Source organism: Psychrobacillus glaciei (assembly GCF_008973485.1).
GTDB lineage: Bacteria > Bacillota > Bacilli > Bacillales_A > Planococcaceae > Psychrobacillus > Psychrobacillus glaciei.
In genome coordinates, this window is sequence record NZ_CP031223.1 from 2779285 (window position 1) to 2795331 (window position 16047).

Genomic DNA, 16047 nt, shown 5'->3' on the forward strand with positions numbered 1-16047 from the left:
TAACCAAAAATGACCAGTAAATTACCATTTAACTTTATCTATGTAGCATCTATAAAAACTAGCATCGCCTTAGTTAAAGTAGGCAAAGAACTCATTGTTTATAAAGTGCGTCGCAAGAAAGTTACCCCTGGGATTTCCGCTACAGGGCGGACGCTTTCCACCGGGTGAGCGATGTGCCATCACCGTCGCATGCGCGCCGCTTGTGAGGGCACATCCGACTCCCTCATCCGGCAGGAGTCGCCGCCCTTCCGCTACAATCTAATAGTGCTTGTTACTTATTCAAAAATGATGAATTAAATCCAGTCTTATGTTGTATTTTCTATAGGTAAAAATCTATGATTCGTTGAATGTGACAAACTATCTAGTGATTGGTATCGAATTATTACAAGCGATCATTGCTTGAATGGCTATTAGTAATATTATGCAACTATACTAGGGTGACTCAGGTAATAAGGGGAATACTTTTTATTATTTGAAATGGGCTTTCATTATATAGAAAAGCCAAATACTTATGCCGTAGCGCTGCCTAAGCCGCATGAGCCGAAGTCATGAGACCCACTCGGGCGCAGCACGAGTTGGCTCATGCAAGGTGCAGCAAGCGCGAAGGCTCAGCGGTTCTTGTGGTACAACGCACTATATCTAAAATTTGTTCTATATTATATACGTATCTCTGTGTGACTGAAATTGTACCTTCGTCCAAACCGAAACGAAAACAAACAATTTCTAACGAAGATTTTAATGCTTTCCTTACAAGTATTTTGTGTAAGAAAGTGGTTAATCAACAGACGTGAGATAAATACTATCTATTTTTTTCAGGTTCCACCTGCTCGCCGATTCATATATACTGAGGACGGTAAAAGTATAAAACAATTAAGATCGAGCCATTGCAGGATTAGAGGCATAACTTAATTATCCAGAGTTCATATGCATCTAGAACTTACCTAACAGTCAATTACATACACATTCTTATCTAATAAGAAAAACAAAATCCTTTTATAGGGTGCTTTTTTATTTCCCAAAAGAATACCCTAAAAATGCTAAGCATAATCCCCCTGCATAAGTAATTGTGAAATATAGAATCCATTTTCGGGGCAGCTTCTGAAGTGTAACTAATTCCTTATTCAAAGTAGAAAAAGTAGTAAATGCTCCTAAAAATCCAGTACTTATAAGTAATACATACATTTCATTTAAGCTAAGGCTTGCGATAAATCCCAATAAAAAAGAACCACTTAAATTGACAAAAAGTGTCCCAAAAGGTATTTTACCTTCCACATTTTCATTCCACTTTTGAGCAATATAAAATCGGAATATAGCCCCTAGAAATCCTCCTACAGATACAGCAACAATTGCAGTCATCTTGTCACCTCATGTTTCCATCCTAGATTACCCATAACAATACCACCAACTACACTAATCAATACGTATAATACAGCAAATATAATTTCCCCTTGCTGCAATAATTTCACTGTTTCTACACTAAAAGCAGAAAAAGTGGTAAAAGAACCTAGAAAACCTGTAGTAATAGCCGTTTGTACATTCGGTGAGAGTCTACTTTTATGAAAAACAGCTGATGATAAAAAAGGAAGAAGGTAACAACCTACTAGATTTACTATTAGTGTTGCAAAGGGGAATATAGAATGTGAATAAAGTATGAGTCCAACCGAATATCTTGTTAAAGCCCCTAATGCTCCTGCTATACCAACAAATAAATAGGCCAATTGCATCCACTCCATTATTGTTTTCAAATAACAGAACACCCAAAGTGATGAATAACCTTTGGGTGTTCAAAATTTATTTATTAATTTAAAAGTGTAGCAGCGTCTACGTAAGGAAGACCTTGTGCTTCAGCAACCGCTTTAAAAGTAACATGACCAGCTAATGTGTTAATACCTTTTTGTAATGCAAGGTTATCTAAGCAAGCTTGGCTATATCCTTTGTTTGCAATTTGTAGAGCATAAGGAACAGTTGCATTTGTAAGCGCCATCGTAGAAGTTCTAGGCACCGCTCCTGGCATGTTAGCAACTGCATAGTGTACAACACCATGTTTTTCATAAGTTGGGTTGTCATGTGTTGTAATGCGGTCAGAAGTCTCGAAAATTCCACCTTGGTCAATGGCAATGTCAATAACAACAGAACCAGGAGACATAGATTTAATCATTTCCTCTGAAACAAGTTTAGGAGCTTTAGCACCTGGAATTAGAACTGCACCAACTACTAAATCAGCCTCTTTTACTGCTTGTCCAATATTATATGGGTTTGAAATTAATGTTTGCACATTTCCGCCAAACAATTCCTCTAATTGACGAAGACGGTCAGGGTTTAAATCGATAATTGTAACTTGTGCTCCCATACCGACAGCAATTTGAGCAGCATTTGTACCAGCGATACCACCGCCAACTACTGCTACTTTTGCACGTGATACTCCCGGAACTCCTCCAAGTAAAATTCCTTTACCACCATTAATTTTCTCTAAATATTGTGCACCAAGTTGTGTTGCCATACGACCTGCTACTTCACTCATAGGAGTTAGTAGTGGTAATGAGTTATTTGGAAGCTGAACCGTTTCATACGCAATAGCTGTTACCTTTTTCTCAAGTAACACTTTTGTCAAATCTTCTTCTGGTGCTAGATGTAAATAAGTAAAAAGGATAGATTCTTCACGAATTAAAGTAAATTCTTCATGAGTAGGTTCTTTAACTTTCATAACCATCTCTTGATTCCAAGCTTCTTCCGCAGTTTGTACAATTGTTGCTCCTGCAGCAATATAATCCTCATCCGTAAAACTAGAACCTAAACCAGCACCTGTTTCAATGATTACTTCGTGATTATTATGTTTCAAAGTAACCACACCAGCTGGCGTCATAGCCACTCGGTTTTCGTTATTTTTAGTTTCTTTTGGTATACCAATACGCATTTCCATATCCCCTTATGTATTTAATTTTAAAAAGAGTGATTCAAATAAATTGAAACACTTAAAACATCTTCATTTTATCATTTATACATTTAAAATGCTTCATTAATTTATAAATATCCTTAGAAAAGTTCGATAGATCTCCTTATTATTAAAAAATAGAAGGAATACAGAAATAAATCTCGAATTATATAAATATAATAAGAAATAGGAGGTTTTAAACATGACATTAAAATACAAACAAATTCTAGTTGCTGTTGATGGTTCAAAAGAAGCGGAGTTAGCTTATAAAAAATCGGTTTCGATTGCAGCAAGGAATAATGCTACATTAAATTTAATCAACATTATTGATACAAGATCATTTGCAGCAATCGAAGCTTACGATCGTTCGATTGCTGAAAGAGCACAAGTATTTGCTGAAGATTTACTTGAAGGCTATAAAAAAGAGGCAATTGCTTGCGGAGTTCATAATGTAAATGTATTAGTTGAATATGGTTCTCCCAAAACAATGATATCAAAAGACATAGCGAAAAAAATAGAGGCTGATTTAATCATTTGTGGAGCTACCGGGCTTAATGCTGTTGAGCGATTCCTTATAGGAAGTGTATCTGAATACATTGTTCGTTCTGCAGCATGCGATGTTTTAGTAGTTCGGACGGAAGAAAAAGACGATTAAATTTCACGAAAAACGCAAGCACCTTTTAAGTGCATTTGGTCTTCTCTATTTCTCGAGTAATTTGGACGAAACATCAGCTACACTATTAACGTTAGAGTTATGGATCATGAAGTGACTACGTCACATCATGATCCATTTTTTTCGGTAATCTTGTGGCTAGTGTTTGTCCGTCGCCCTCTTGGAATATGTAAAGACATGATGCATTTGTTTTGGATAATGAGAGATAAGATGCTTACTTACTCTTTTTAAAGGCGGACGAAGATACAATTTCGTCCGCTCAGTACTTCTTTATCAATGGAAGCCATCTATTTTTCTAAAGTTCCACTAGCGCTATTCAGCTACCCAATGAATTATGTATACTTTTAGATGTTAGAAATAAAAGGAAAACTTGCAGAGGAAATTAACCTTTTCATCATATTCCAATTCAGATTGCTTTATTACTCTTTGAGAAAAGCTTAAGCATCCTCCTTTAAGAGCATCTTGTTTTTACTTTACTCAATTACTCTGTACTAAAAACCGTTTCACTATTAACTTGCTCCACTTTTCTACTGACCTACTTTGTTTCATAAAAAAAATCCATAAGAGTTGATTAAGTGTTTATTATTCTTCTAATGGTTGAATTTGAATTTTTAATACCTTATCAAAGTTAATAAAAACCACAACATCATCGTATGGATAAATTTTTATTACTCCTGAAATTTGAGAAAATAGTTTACTAAAAACTTGTTCTTCATCAGAGCCTTGAATCTCGAGATCATAGCTCTCTTCATTTTCCAAAACTATTGATACTCCATAATTTTTCATACTAACTCGTACCTCCTTCTATTCTACTGTCATAATAATAAATCAATTCGGAACCAAAAAGAAATCTATGTGCATAATAAAAAGCCACACTCTACTGAATGCGACTCCTTTTTAATTAGCTCTACAACTTCTGCTAAGGCGAAAGCTTTGCACAGAGATCCGAGAGCAATAAGCTCTCCGAAATCACAACTCAACTATACTAAAGCACTCTTCGTGTCACCTATTTTCCAATGAATACTTAATTGAGTTAATTTCATAAATAGTATTTGATTATTAAAACACGAACAATTATTAATTTATCGCTTGGAGCGACAGGTGGCGACCATAGCCGTGTACTTAAGAAGAATAGTAAGTTTCAAATTATATGTTTTTACTATTTTTCGAGAAATTTAATGTTGCAAATGAGTGTTTTGAGGTTAGAATAAGATATGTTCTAAAAAAAGAACATAACAAATAAACCCAAAATAAAGCAGTTTCCAACTACCTTTAATTTGGATTTTTTGTGAATTTAATCAAACAAATAGAGTGTGTGGTTCTGGCTTTGTCGATTTTAAGTTGAATTTTTCTGTGGTAGGAATAAGACTCTTAAAGAACAAACTCCAGCTTCGTGCACTTTTTTTGCTTTCTAAAACGAGTCGGTTTATCATTCTAGAAATCATACGGATCGTTAAATCTTCACTAATAAATTTATTTAATGTTTTCCAAACTACCTTTCGAATAAAACCTGTGGTTATCATGCTTAACAGCATGACAATACATTGGCAATATACGTGGCATAACCAACGTTCCATTTTCATGTCTTTTATTTGATGGATTTTCAAATGGGATTTCCATGTTTTAAAACGAAGTTCAATCTGCCATCGAACACGATATAACTGAGTTATTTTTTCAACGGAAATAGTAGGTGGTAAATTAGTTATGTAAATAGTTAGTCCAGAAAGTGCAGCTACATTTTCTTTTGGAATAGAGCGGCATTTTTTTTGATAACTTCTAATTCTTTTGTTTATATTTTTTGCTTCTTGCACTTCATCATGGCGATAAATAACACAACGTGTGGGCATTTTTTTATGTCTTCCCACATAAATTTGATTCCACTCTCGATATTGTCCCCTAGGTAATGTTTTTAATTCTTCTTCCATGTATAAACGCTGATAGCGTTGGTTTTCAATAAAGGAACCATCTTGATGACGAGGTGGATTATCAACCTCTACAAAGAACTGCGAATCCATTCTAGCTCTTGAAAGATAAAAGGCTTCAGATTGATGAATTTGTTCAAATAAATCCAAATGATAGTAACCTAAATCCTGCAAGAATAAATCCCCTTTTTCTAAACTAGCTAGTCGTTCGAATCCTGCGGGACTGTCTGCGGATTTCCCTTCATCTAAATTAAACCAAAGTAATTTCTCACTTAAGTAATCAAATTCAAATTGAATTTTAGCACCAGCATCTCTCGTTCCTTTATACTCATTTTCATATGATTTAGGGAGTTTAAAGCTTGTACTATCGATAATTCGAATCCGTTTGTATGGGGAATCTTTCTTTAATTTCATTTCAGCCAATGGCGCCTGAAGTTGATATTGAAATAGACGGTCAAATAGGGCCTTAAAAAAGTCGACAGCTTCAGTAGTGAATCGTTTATTTAAACCTGATTTAGTAATATTTATATGATGTTTTTCTAAATCGTGGCATAAATTATTTAATGAGGGCTGAACAAGATTAGCATTTTGTCGAAAGACAAGTGATAAAAAGTCGGAAGCTGAAAATTGCCGCTCCCGTTTAATAAATCCTGTTTCCTTCGCTAGTTGTTCAATATTTTTAGGTAGAAAAAGTTGAAAACATTCTTTTAAATATAAATTATGTTGATTGTACATAAAAGCCTCCTCTAAGTTGTCGTTTTAATACTAACTTAAAAGAGGCACTTATTATGAAAAATAATTGAATTAGCTTAAGTACACGGCTATGAGGTGGCGACTCCAGCGGGTGGCCAACAGGATGTTGGTCACGAAGGCGTTGCCACACGATGTGGCGTTCTTAACCTTTGTTCCTCTGTGAGACAGAGGAGCCATCACAAGCGACGCGAATGCGGCGGTGATGGCTCAAATCGCTCACCCCGCGGAAAGCGTCCACCTGAAACGGAAATTAGTGATTCGTTCAACCCCTCTATAATCCTGCTAATCTCATCGTATCTCTTGCTATCATTATCTCTTCGTTTGTTGGAATTACAAGTACTTTTACAGGCGAATGAGGATAATTAATAAAAGTTTCCTTGCCACGTAGTTTATTTAAATCATGATCCAAATAAACGCCCATAAATTGAAGACCACTTAAAACTTTTTCTCGAATAACTTCGCTATTTTCTCCTATTCCTGCTGTGAAAATAATAGCGTCTACGCCATTCATCCGAGCAGCGTAAGATCCAATATATTTATGTATACGATTTGCAAAGACATCGAGTGCTAACTGGGCGCGATCATTTCCCTTGGAAGCTTCTGTTACAATTTCACGCAAATCACTTGAGAATCCAGAAACACCTAACATTCCAGATTTTTTGTTTAAAATATCTAATACTCCTTCTGCACTTTTCCCCGTCTTTTCCATCAAGTATGGAATAAGAGCTGGATCTATATTCCCAGATCTTGTCCCCATCGTTACTCCTGCAAGAGGTGTAAACCCCATGGAAGTATCGATGGATCTTCCACAATCTATAGCTGCAATACTAGCTCCGTTTCCTAGATGACAAGATATAAATCTTGTCGTTTCAATTGGCCGGTTTAATAACTCTGCAGCACGGTAAGCAACATACTTATGCGATGTTCCATGAAACCCATACTTACGAATCCCATATTTCTCATAGTACTTATATGGAATGGAATATAAGTACGAGCTTTCTGGCATCGTTTGATGAAATGCTGTATCAAAAACAGCTACTGTTGGAATTTCGGGCAATTCTTTTGCAAACTCTCGTATACCTGTAATATTTGCAGGATTATGTAATGGTGCAAGTTCCGAAAGTTTCTCTAATGTTGTCATTACTTTTTCAGTAATTAATACGGAATCACTATACACTTCCCCACCATGCACAACTCGATGTCCTATTCCTTGAATGTCATTTAAAGTGTTGATAACTCCTTTTTCAACTAACTGTTGCATTAATAGTTTTACTGCTTGTGTATGATTGTCCACTTGTTTGATTAGTTGTACTCGTTCATTTTGTGTCGTCATTGTAAAAATTGGATCGCTTAAACCAATTCGCTCTATTAAGCCTTTTGCAATCACTTTTTCTTCTGGCATTTTCAGTAATTGAAATTTTAAAGACGAACTACCTGCATTGATCGCTAAAATATTAACCATTAAAAAACGCCCCTTCTTTGAACAAGTAGTTTAATTGTACTGTTCAGAGTAGAGGCGAGCAACTATCATTTAGAATTTTCTTCTTGCCATATATCGATTTTTTTAAAGAACAGTTCCATCGCTTCTTTATTCGACATATTTGGAACTTTTGCTAGTAGTATTTCTCTTGGAGCTCTTAAATCCTCGCTTTTCTTTTGAAGAATGAGTAAACTCTTTTCCTGTCCTTTTGTTTTGAAAATAGTAGATGGAAACTGAATAACTGCTAGAATCCAGCCATTTTGTTTTAAAAATTTATGAAGGTTTGGAGCTTGTTTGGATTCAAAAATAGTGTCTGGTACTAAAAAGTATAAATATCCACCTGGTTTTACATGCTTCATTGATTGTTCGATAAACAAATGATGTGCATAAGACATTTCATCTTCACTTTGAAGGAAATAATCACTTGCAGTTTCAGCATCTGGATAATAACCAACAGGCAAATCACTTACAACAATATCAGCAGGATCGATTAATAAAGGCTTTAAAGCATCTTGTCTAAATAACTGAATATCACAAGTTAGTAATTCCCCCGTTTGGGCTGCTAACTGGATTAATAAGTCATCTATTTCAACTCCAAAAGCATGATTCTCAGACGGTAATGAATTCATAATCGTATAAAGTAAATTACCTGTTCCTAGAGCTGGGTCTAAAATTGCCAGTTCTTTTTTGTCTTTCGTCATTTCCTTCACAAAATAGGATACCAATAAGCCAATTGCATCAGGAGTCATTTGATGGTTTACTTGGACTGACTTTTTCATCCCTTTTAGAATTGCAAGTTGAACCGCTTTTCTAATCTGCTCTTTAGTAAGATTTGTCACTAATGGTGTTTTTTTATCTGTAATCCATAATTCAAGTGCGTAAATCACACCTTCTATATACGTCACAGACTCCTGTTCTTCTATAAAACTACTTTCTTGATCAATAAACGTAAAAACTTTTTCGACATTTGTATGCATATTTATCCCTCAAATTAAAACCCACTCTTAACTAGAGTGGGTTAGATTGTTTTATTAGTTAGTTAACGCTTTTACTGCATCTAATGCTTTTTCATAGTCTGGGTGATCCGTTCCTTCGCTCACATATTCAGCGTAAGTAACAACATCATTTTTATCGACTACGAATACAGCACGAGCTAACAAACGTAATTCTTGCATCACCACTCCAAATGCTTCTCCGAAAGAAAGGTCGCGGTGATCCGATAAAGTCTGAATTGCATCTGCGGCATTAGCTCCACACCAACGCTTTTGTGCAAAAGGTAAGTCTACAGATATGGTTAATATTACCACATCATCACCTAAACTCGCAGCACTTTGATTGAATTTATTTGTTTGTGTAGAACAAACGCCTGTATCTAGGGAAGGTACTACACTGATTAAACGAACTTTACCAGCTGAATCTTGAAGTGTTACGGCTGATAAATCATTTGCAAGCACTGTAAAGTTTGGTGCTTTTTCTCCAACTACTACTTCTTTTCCAACTAATGTTATTGGATTATTTTTAAATGTTACTTGAGCCATAATATGTAGCCTCCTTTTTCATTATGTTCATCTTACTAGAATATGTTCTGCTCTTGCAACTCTTTTGACACGGAAGTATGTTTGTAAGCACCTATTTCCTTTTTATCGTAAACGGCTTCATGCACAACTAAAGTATCTGCGATCATATCATGGATAGCCTGATTTTTCGGTGTAAACGCTATAACAAGATAGGGAATATTAAGCGGAAGGACAGAAATCAGACGACCAATCCACTCTCTAAATAGAATTGTACTCCAAGTAAGTTTATCATCATTCTTTGAAATAACTAGAATACCAAAAATCATCTTTCCTACCGTTTGATTGAAGAATTTCGTCATCAATACAAAATATGCGTAAAAAAGAAAGGATGTTATTAATGTAAATGGTGCATACCAGGTAGGGTCGTTTATCTCTAATGAAAACAAACGGAAAATGGGTTTAATTAATAACATTCCAATAGAGGATAAGATTAATATATCCGAAAAATATGCCCAAAATCTTATCCAAAAACCAGCAGATTTCCGTTCAAATTCAGTAGTTTTTTCGCTGATTTGCTGGGTTATCGATTCATTCGCTTGCACATTATTTTCTTCCATCTGTACAAATTCACTCATCATTTCGCCTCCTTATCTGTCACCATATAAATACATCATTCGTGGTGCACTATTATCTGCTATAAGTTTTCCGATTAATTTTGATTCCATATCTAACCCTAAGAAAGATTGTGCTTTTAGAGCAAATAGGGAAGAAAGACTTTGAGAGTAGCCATATTCAATTACTTCCGCATCTTCTAATTTTTGATCTTTCTTAATCGCTTGAATAACATCCTCCAAATAACCAACATCATCTGCCAGGCCTGCTTCAACTGCTTGTCGACCACTCATAATTCGACCATCTGCAACTTTCTTCACTTCTGCTACAGTCATATGACGACCTTGAGCGACGATTTCAACAAAATCCTCATATGATTCGTTTAACATAACTTGTAACATATTTCTCTCTTCATCTGTCATTTCTCTTGTTGGACTCATAATATCTTTATAAGGACCGGATTTTATCGTAACAAACTCTACGCCATATTTTTCTGCTAGTTTACCATAATTAATGCTATGCATGATCACACCGATAGAACCTGTAATCGTTTCTTTATTGACAAAGATTTTATCCGCAGGTGCCGATATGTAGTAACCACCTGATGCTGCCATACTTCCCATCGAAACGTAAATTGGTTTTGCAGTGTCATCTTGAATCTCTTTAATTTTTTTATAGATTTGAGCGGATTCGACAACTCCTCCACCAGGGGAATTCACTTGCAACACAATTGCTTTTACAGAATCATCTTGTTTTACTTGATCTAATTGTTGCAAAAAGAATTGGTGATTGTAACTTTCTGTTCCAAAAATGGAAGATGCACTACCCGTATCCTGAATAGTTCCATCGACTGTTAATACAGCTACCCGGTTGTCTATATCTCCTTCTTCTAATACAGTTTCATAAAAATCAGAATTAGATATAGATGCAAATTCATCCATTAAAGATGTCCAGTCCGTTGAAAATACAGTTGATAAAGTGTTTACAAAGATTGATATTACTAATAATATGGATGCTCCTAAAATGGCAAACCAACGTTTCATATTCATATTGGTGCTCCTCCTTTTGTTCTCCTCTTAACATACGAAAAGAATTCCTAAACGTTTCATAAAATGGTAAAATAAATATAGAAAAGCGCACGGCACTGTAGCTATCTCTCATTCTAATTTGAAAGGAGAATGCAAGATGAACTCCCGAAATGCAATATATCTTTATACTAAGAATGACATAGAATCCTTACAAAAAAAAGACGTTTTAGCGAAAGTCATAAACCAATATGGCTTTCAAGTTGTTGAAAACGATATCGAGGCTTCTATAATTGTGAGTATTGGTTCAGATGGTACTTTTTTGCAAGCGGTTCGTAAGACTGGATTCCGCGAAGATTGTCTATATGCCGGTATCTCAACAACAGGCACATTAGGTATGTATTGTGACTTTTTAATAGAAGATATGGAAGCAATGGCGGAAGCTGTGTTACAGAATGAAATGGAAGTTCGTAAATACCCTTTACTGGAATTATCGGTCAATCATCATCCTAAATTTTATTGCTTAAATGAGTTCACTATACGTTCTAATATCATCAAAACTTTTGTATTGGACATAATAATTGACCACAAACTTTTTGAGACGTTTAGAGGCGACGGAATAGTTATTTCGACTCCGACTGGAAGTTCTGCTTACAATAAGTCGCTTAACGGGGCAATAGTAGACCCACTACTTCCTTGTATTCAAGTAACAGAGATTGCTTCCATGAATAATAATGAATATAGAACACTTGGTTCTCCCTTCATTCTGAGTGGTAGTAGGTCGCTTGAACTTAAATTACATAAAGACTGGAATGACTATCCGTCCATGAGCACCGACAACGAGGCTTTAAGTATACAACATGTGGAGACCGTGTCTATCGCATTAAGTAATCAAGTGGTGAAAACAGTGAAATTAAAAAATAATAGTTACTGGGAAAAGGTAAAACGATCCTTTTTATAAAAAACAGGTAGACATAGCGCTACCTGTTTTTTCTTACTTCTACAATTTTAGAAATAGTAAATAAGATTAATGCTGCCCAAATAAATGAAAATGAGATAAATTCAATTTTGCTAAACTTTTCATGATAAACAAAGATGCCAACTAGGAGCATAATAGTTGGAGCAAAATATTGAATAAAGCCAGACATATAAAGTGGCATTGTTTTCGTTCCTTTTGCAAACATCACAAGTGGTACCGCGGTTGCTACACCAGTTAAGGCTAGTAAAATCATGGTACTAGCATTTGATTGAAAGAAAACCGCTTGATCCGTCACTAATAAATATCCAAAATAAATAAGTGCTACTGGAAAAACAAACATTGTTTCTATTGTTAAGCCTCTTAATGGATCAATTGTTAAACTTTTTTTAATAAAGCCATAAAAAGCAAATGTCAAAGCTAGTGTAACAGCAATCCATGGAATTTCTCCATATGAAACTGTTAAGATAGTAACCCCAGCTGCTGCAATTGCTACAGAAAGTTGTTGAGCCCTTGATAGTTTTTCTTTTAAAAAGATAATGCCTAAAAGTACAGATATTAATGGGTTTATGTAATATCCTAAACTCGATTGTACTATATACCCTGCATTTACTGCATATATGTAAGTAAACCAATTTCCAGTTACTAAGTACGAAGCAAGTACGAGACTCCAAAAAGCCTTTTTATTCTTCCAAAGCTCCTTTAAATCACTTATCAACGTCTTAAAATTTTTGCTTAAGATAACTACGAAAAATGTAAAAATAAATGACCAAATCACTCGACTCGCAAGTATTTCATCACTTGAAACATTAACTAGTAGCTTCCAATAAATCGGCATGAATCCCCAAAATATATATGCAATTGCTACGATAAGTATTCCTTGTTTTTCTTCTGCTTGCAAAACTTCACCCCATTTTTCAAACCCAAAATACATGCATTATTATATTACTTTATCACACTAAAGTAAACAAATAAATTCCTTTATATGGACAAATAATCCAGTAGATTAGAAATGAAGGTGGACTAGATATTAAAAATCAAATTAATTTTAAAATTTACCATAAGAACAACAAAACACGAAGAACCACATGTTCTCCGTGTTTTTTCCAATCTATTTTTTCATCTCTTCTCGTTTTCTAAGATCAATACGTCTGATTTTACCTGAAGTTGTTTTTGGCAACTCTTCGATAAACTCAATCTCACGCGGATATTTGTATGGGGCAGTCATGGATTTAACATGCTCTTGAAGTTCCTTTACTAACTCCTCTGCCCCCTGTTTTAAGGGCTCACGTAAAACAACAAATGCTTTTACAATTGTTCCGCGTAGTTCGTGTGGGCTTCCAACTACTGCACATTCTTGTACAGCTGGATGTTTTGTAAGTGCATCTTCCACTTCAAATGGTCCAATCGTATAACCGGAACTTATAATAATGTCGTCTCCTCTACCTTCAAACCAGAAGTATCCTTCTTCATCTTTTTTAGCTTGATCACCAGTAATATAGTAATCTCCTCTAAATTGCATAGAAGTTCTTTCTGGGTCCTTCAAGTATTCTTTAAATAGAGCAGGAGTTTCTACATGTACTGCAATATCTCCAACTTCACCAGGAGCGCAAACTTCTCCATATTCATTTATTATTTCTACTGTATTTCCAGGTGTCGGTTTCCCCATAGAGCCTATTCTACTTTCCATTCCTTTCATCGTTCCAATAAGTAATGTATTTTCCGTTTGACCATAGCCATCTCTAACTTCCAAGCTAAAAAGTCTATCAAATGTTTCAATAACCTCTCTGTTTAATGGTTCTCCAGCTGATACAGCACTATGTAAAGAGGAAAGATCAAAGTTCGATAATCCTTCTGTTTTAGCCATTATTCGATATTCAGTTGGAGTGCAACAAAGGACATTTACTTTTTTCTCTTGAATCTTATTTAAATATATTTTGGGTTCAAATTTCCCATTATACACATAACCAATCGCACCACTCCCTAACGTTGCAAGGAAAGGACTCCATATCCATTTTTGCCATCCAGGACTTGCAGTTGCCCAAACGATATCTCCTTCTTGAATACCAAGCCAATTAGGACCAGACGTTCGTAAATGTGCGAAAGCCCAACCATGTGTATGTACGACACCTTTTGGGTTTCCTGTTGTACCACTTGTATACGATAGAAAAGCCATATCGTCTTTTAATGTATCTACTGCTTGAAACTGGTCAGATTCATGTGTCATTTCATTCGTAAGAGATGTCCATCTTCCTTGGCCTTCACCAATTACTAGTAGTAATTTCTCGTCAAGATGCTGCACTTTATCGAATTGATCTAGAAATGGTTCATATGCAATAATAGCTTTTGCTTCACTATGTATAAGACGATATTCAATATCTTTCGCCCGAAGCATTTCAGAACTCGGTATTACTACTAAACCTGCTTTCAATGCAGCAATATATACTTCATATGCCTCTATTAAGCGAGGAACCATGATTAAAATGACATCCCCCTTTTGAAGACCTTTTTTTGTAAATAAGTTTGCCACTTTATTTGCTCTTTGTATTAATTGTTTATATGTACATGACTTATTTTCACCTTTATCCGATTCCCAAATAAGTGCTATCTTTTCTTCATCTGCGCTATATTTTTCAAATTCGCTAACTAAATTGTAATTGTTTGGTGCTATCAAATTTTGTTTATTCATCTGATTTCCTCCTCGTTCTTACGTTTTAATTATAAAGTAAATAGTCAGATTTTTAAATAAAAAGTTAATCTTCTGATTTGTTTCGAAAAATCAAGTTTCCTTTAAGTGCATCTAATCATTTACCAATTCCCAAATACTCTGGACTAAAGCATGACTACGACTTTAACGGAGTATCAACAAATAAGTTAAAAATTCTTATTCAACTAAACCGAAATTATTTTAAGTGAAATTTTTCACAATTTCTAAATTTATTTTAACCTAAAAGTTCAATTTTCCCTCAATAAATAAGTCTAGTATAGTAAAACTTACAATTTGGACCACGTCTGTTTATTATCCATTTTGTTACATAAAATACATGTAAGTAAAGGGAAAAAACTTATAATAATTTGTTTGTTTTCAGTTCGATATGGATGAAGGGTACAATTTTGGTGACTTCGATGCTTTTTTACGCGCAGTATTTATATAGTGCGCACTAAAGAGGCTCTATTATGTGACCGCTAGGATTTTCGCTACAGGGCGGACGCTTTCCGCCGGGTGAGCGATGAGCCATCGCCGACGCTACGCGTTCGCCTGCGATTGCTCATCTGTCTCACTCATCCGGCTGGAGTCGCCGCCATTTCGCTACAATCCAATCTTATGAAGTATTTTCTAATATAAAATCGAATAATTGGATGAACGAGACAAACCACGTAGAGATCGCGGCCACTTTCACATAATAAAGCTTTAACATGGGATGAGATGGTACTGATTAAGTGTGCGCTATCCTTGTATTGCGCAAATCCGTCCAAATGTTGCGCGTATCGCGTTCTATATTGAGCATATACCTTGTAATGTTGCGCACAACGTATTCTATATTGCGGATAAAGGATAAATATTGCACATGATTGATTGGAGCGCAAGGCGACGACTCCAGCGGGATTTAGCGGGAGGCCACTGAAAAAGTCCAATTTTCCCGAAAATGAAAATTTCATAAAAACTCATTCCCAAAAAAGTACTATTCTTAGCTACTAAAGTGGGGGTAACTCTACTTATTCTCAAGGTTTATACCTATGAAAGTTGGGGTAAGAATTTTCAAGATTTTTAAATTCAAATTTTTAGTCACTTTTTCAGTGGCCTCATTTAGCGGGACAGGTGAGACCCCGCAGTGGAGCGACTAGCGACCGAGGAGGCTCACCGCCCGACCCGCAGAAAGCGTCCGACTGAAGCGGAAATCATTGCGGTTACCTTATAGCGCTTCTAATACGTTCTTTATTAACAATGCGTTCTTTGTCCACTTTAATATGAGCAGGGTTTGTTTGTATAGATGCTGCATAGATAAAAGTTAAACGGTAATTTACTGGTCATTTTTGGCTATTCAACTGACCTGAATTTGGACGGAAATTATTGGGACGCTTATTTGTAGATTCATTTCACAAGCCACTTTTTTAGTGCCTTTCAATTTTTATAAATAACTGTAAATTCCAGATTC

The 16047-nt window shown here is 35.4% G+C and carries 14 protein-coding genes; 2 read left to right on the forward strand and 12 right to left on the reverse strand.

The window, feature by feature from the left end; genetic code table 11:
• Positions 1-1008: 1008 nt before the first annotated feature.
• Genes PB01_RS12990 through ald form a run of 3 tightly spaced genes read right to left on the reverse strand, consistent with a single transcriptional unit; the run spans position 1009 to position 2914 of the window.
• Positions 1009-1356, reverse strand: a complete 348-nt coding sequence (locus PB01_RS12990; RefSeq protein WP_151700603.1) for a fluoride efflux transporter FluC — start codon at positions 1354-1356, stop codon at positions 1009-1011.
• Entirely contained in the window at positions 1353-1745 is a 393-nt protein-coding gene (gene crcB / locus PB01_RS12995; protein ID WP_225986031.1) for a fluoride efflux transporter CrcB, read from the reverse strand. Before crcB ends, PB01_RS12990 begins: the two co-directional genes overlap by 4 nt.
• A 53-nt stretch (positions 1746-1798) precedes the next feature.
• Positions 1799-2914 (reverse strand): alanine dehydrogenase, encoded by a 1116-nt coding sequence (gene ald / locus PB01_RS13000; protein ID WP_151700604.1) that lies wholly within the window; start codon positions 2912-2914, stop codon positions 1799-1801.
• Positions 2915-3134: 220 nt separating this feature from the next.
• On the opposite strand from ald, the gene PB01_RS13005 reads away from it, so the two are divergent.
• Positions 3135-3587 (forward strand): universal stress protein, encoded by a 453-nt coding sequence (locus tag PB01_RS13005; RefSeq protein WP_151700605.1) that lies wholly within the window; start codon positions 3135-3137, stop codon positions 3585-3587.
• 600 nt (positions 3588-4187) lie between these two features.
• Here PB01_RS13005 and PB01_RS13010 read toward each other — a convergent pair.
• From PB01_RS13010 to sppA, 7 genes are all read right to left on the reverse strand, one after another.
• The gene (locus PB01_RS13010; protein ID WP_151700606.1) at positions 4188-4391 is read right to left on the reverse strand and encodes a hypothetical protein; all 204 of its coding nucleotides are present in this window, start codon (positions 4389-4391) and stop codon (positions 4188-4190) included.
• A 512-nt stretch (positions 4392-4903) separates the two neighbouring features.
• Positions 4904-6262: an IS4 family transposase gene (locus PB01_RS13015; RefSeq protein ID WP_151700607.1), complete on the reverse strand. Its 1359-nt coding sequence runs from the start codon at positions 6260-6262 to the stop codon at positions 4904-4906.
• Positions 6263-6551: 289 nt separating this feature from the next.
• Positions 6552-7742, reverse strand: a complete 1191-nt coding sequence (locus tag PB01_RS13020) for an acetate kinase (RefSeq protein ID WP_151700608.1) — start codon at positions 7740-7742, stop codon at positions 6552-6554.
• Positions 7743-7807: 65 nt separating this feature from the next.
• Positions 7808-8737 carry a class I SAM-dependent methyltransferase gene (locus tag PB01_RS13025; protein ID WP_151700609.1) on the reverse strand — a complete coding sequence of 310 codons (930 nt, stop codon included), beginning with the start codon at positions 8735-8737 and terminating at the stop codon, positions 7808-7810.
• Positions 8738-8791: 54 nt separating this feature from the next.
• Positions 8792-9298 (reverse strand): thiol peroxidase, encoded by a 507-nt coding sequence (tpx, locus tag PB01_RS13030; RefSeq protein WP_151700610.1) that lies wholly within the window; start codon positions 9296-9298, stop codon positions 8792-8794.
• Between the two features lie 35 nt (positions 9299-9333).
• A complete protein-coding gene (locus PB01_RS13035) occupies positions 9334-9912 on the reverse strand; it encodes an RDD family protein (protein ID WP_225986032.1) in 579 nt (192 codons plus the stop codon).
• Between the two features lie 12 nt (positions 9913-9924).
• Positions 9925-10938 (reverse strand): signal peptide peptidase SppA, encoded by a 1014-nt coding sequence (sppA, locus tag PB01_RS13040; protein WP_151700611.1) that lies wholly within the window; start codon positions 10936-10938, stop codon positions 9925-9927.
• A gap of 136 nt (positions 10939-11074) precedes the next feature.
• Here sppA and PB01_RS13045 point away from each other — a divergent pair, with 136 nt between their 5' ends.
• A complete protein-coding gene (locus tag PB01_RS13045) occupies positions 11075-11875 on the forward strand; it encodes an NAD kinase (RefSeq protein WP_151700612.1) in 801 nt (266 codons plus the stop codon).
• A 19-nt stretch (positions 11876-11894) separates the two neighbouring features.
• Here PB01_RS13045 and rarD read toward each other — a convergent pair whose 3' ends face one another.
• Positions 11895-12791 (reverse strand): EamA family transporter RarD, encoded by an 897-nt coding sequence (rarD, locus tag PB01_RS13050; protein ID WP_225986033.1) that lies wholly within the window; start codon positions 12789-12791, stop codon positions 11895-11897.
• A 210-nt stretch (positions 12792-13001) separates the two neighbouring features.
• Positions 13002-14579 carry an acyl-CoA synthetase MbcS gene (mbcS, locus tag PB01_RS13055; RefSeq protein WP_151700614.1) on the reverse strand — a complete coding sequence of 526 codons (1578 nt, stop codon included), beginning with the start codon at positions 14577-14579 and terminating at the stop codon, positions 13002-13004.
• Between the last annotated feature and the right edge of the window lie 1468 nt (positions 14580-16047).

What these genes read in the sequence shown, in the direction of transcription:
- ald (WP_151700604.1), bottom strand. Translation starts at nt 2,914, where the DNA reads ATGCGTATTGGTATACCAAAAGAAACTAAAAATAACGAAAACCGAGTG.
- PB01_RS13020 (WP_151700608.1), bottom strand. Translation starts at nt 7,742, where the DNA reads ATGGTTAATATTTTAGCGATCAATGCAGGTAGTTCGTCTTTAAAATTT.
- PB01_RS13045 (WP_151700612.1), top strand. Translation starts at nt 11,075, where the DNA reads ATGAACTCCCGAAATGCAATATATCTTTATACTAAGAATGACATAGAA.
- PB01_RS13005 (WP_151700605.1), top strand. Translation starts at nt 3,135, where the DNA reads ATGACATTAAAATACAAACAAATTCTAGTTGCTGTTGATGGTTCAAAA.
- sppA (WP_151700611.1), bottom strand. Translation starts at nt 10,938, where the DNA reads ATGAATATGAAACGTTGGTTTGCCATTTTAGGAGCATCCATATTATTA.
- mbcS (WP_151700614.1), bottom strand. Translation starts at nt 14,579, where the DNA reads ATGAATAAACAAAATTTGATAGCACCAAACAATTACAATTTAGTTAGC.
- PB01_RS13015 (WP_151700607.1), bottom strand. Translation starts at nt 6,262, where the DNA reads ATGTACAATCAACATAATTTATATTTAAAAGAATGTTTTCAACTTTTT.
- PB01_RS13025 (WP_151700609.1), bottom strand. Translation starts at nt 8,737, where the DNA reads ATGCATACAAATGTCGAAAAAGTTTTTACGTTTATTGATCAAGAAAGT.
- PB01_RS13010 (WP_151700606.1), bottom strand. Translation starts at nt 4,391, where the DNA reads ATGAAAAATTATGGAGTATCAATAGTTTTGGAAAATGAAGAGAGCTAT.
- tpx (WP_151700610.1), bottom strand. Translation starts at nt 9,298, where the DNA reads ATGGCTCAAGTAACATTTAAAAATAATCCAATAACATTAGTTGGAAAA.
- PB01_RS12990 (WP_151700603.1), bottom strand. Translation starts at nt 1,356, where the DNA reads ATGACTGCAATTGTTGCTGTATCTGTAGGAGGATTTCTAGGGGCTATA.
- PB01_RS13035 (WP_225986032.1), bottom strand. Translation starts at nt 9,912, where the DNA reads ATGAGTGAATTTGTACAGATGGAAGAAAATAATGTGCAAGCGAATGAA.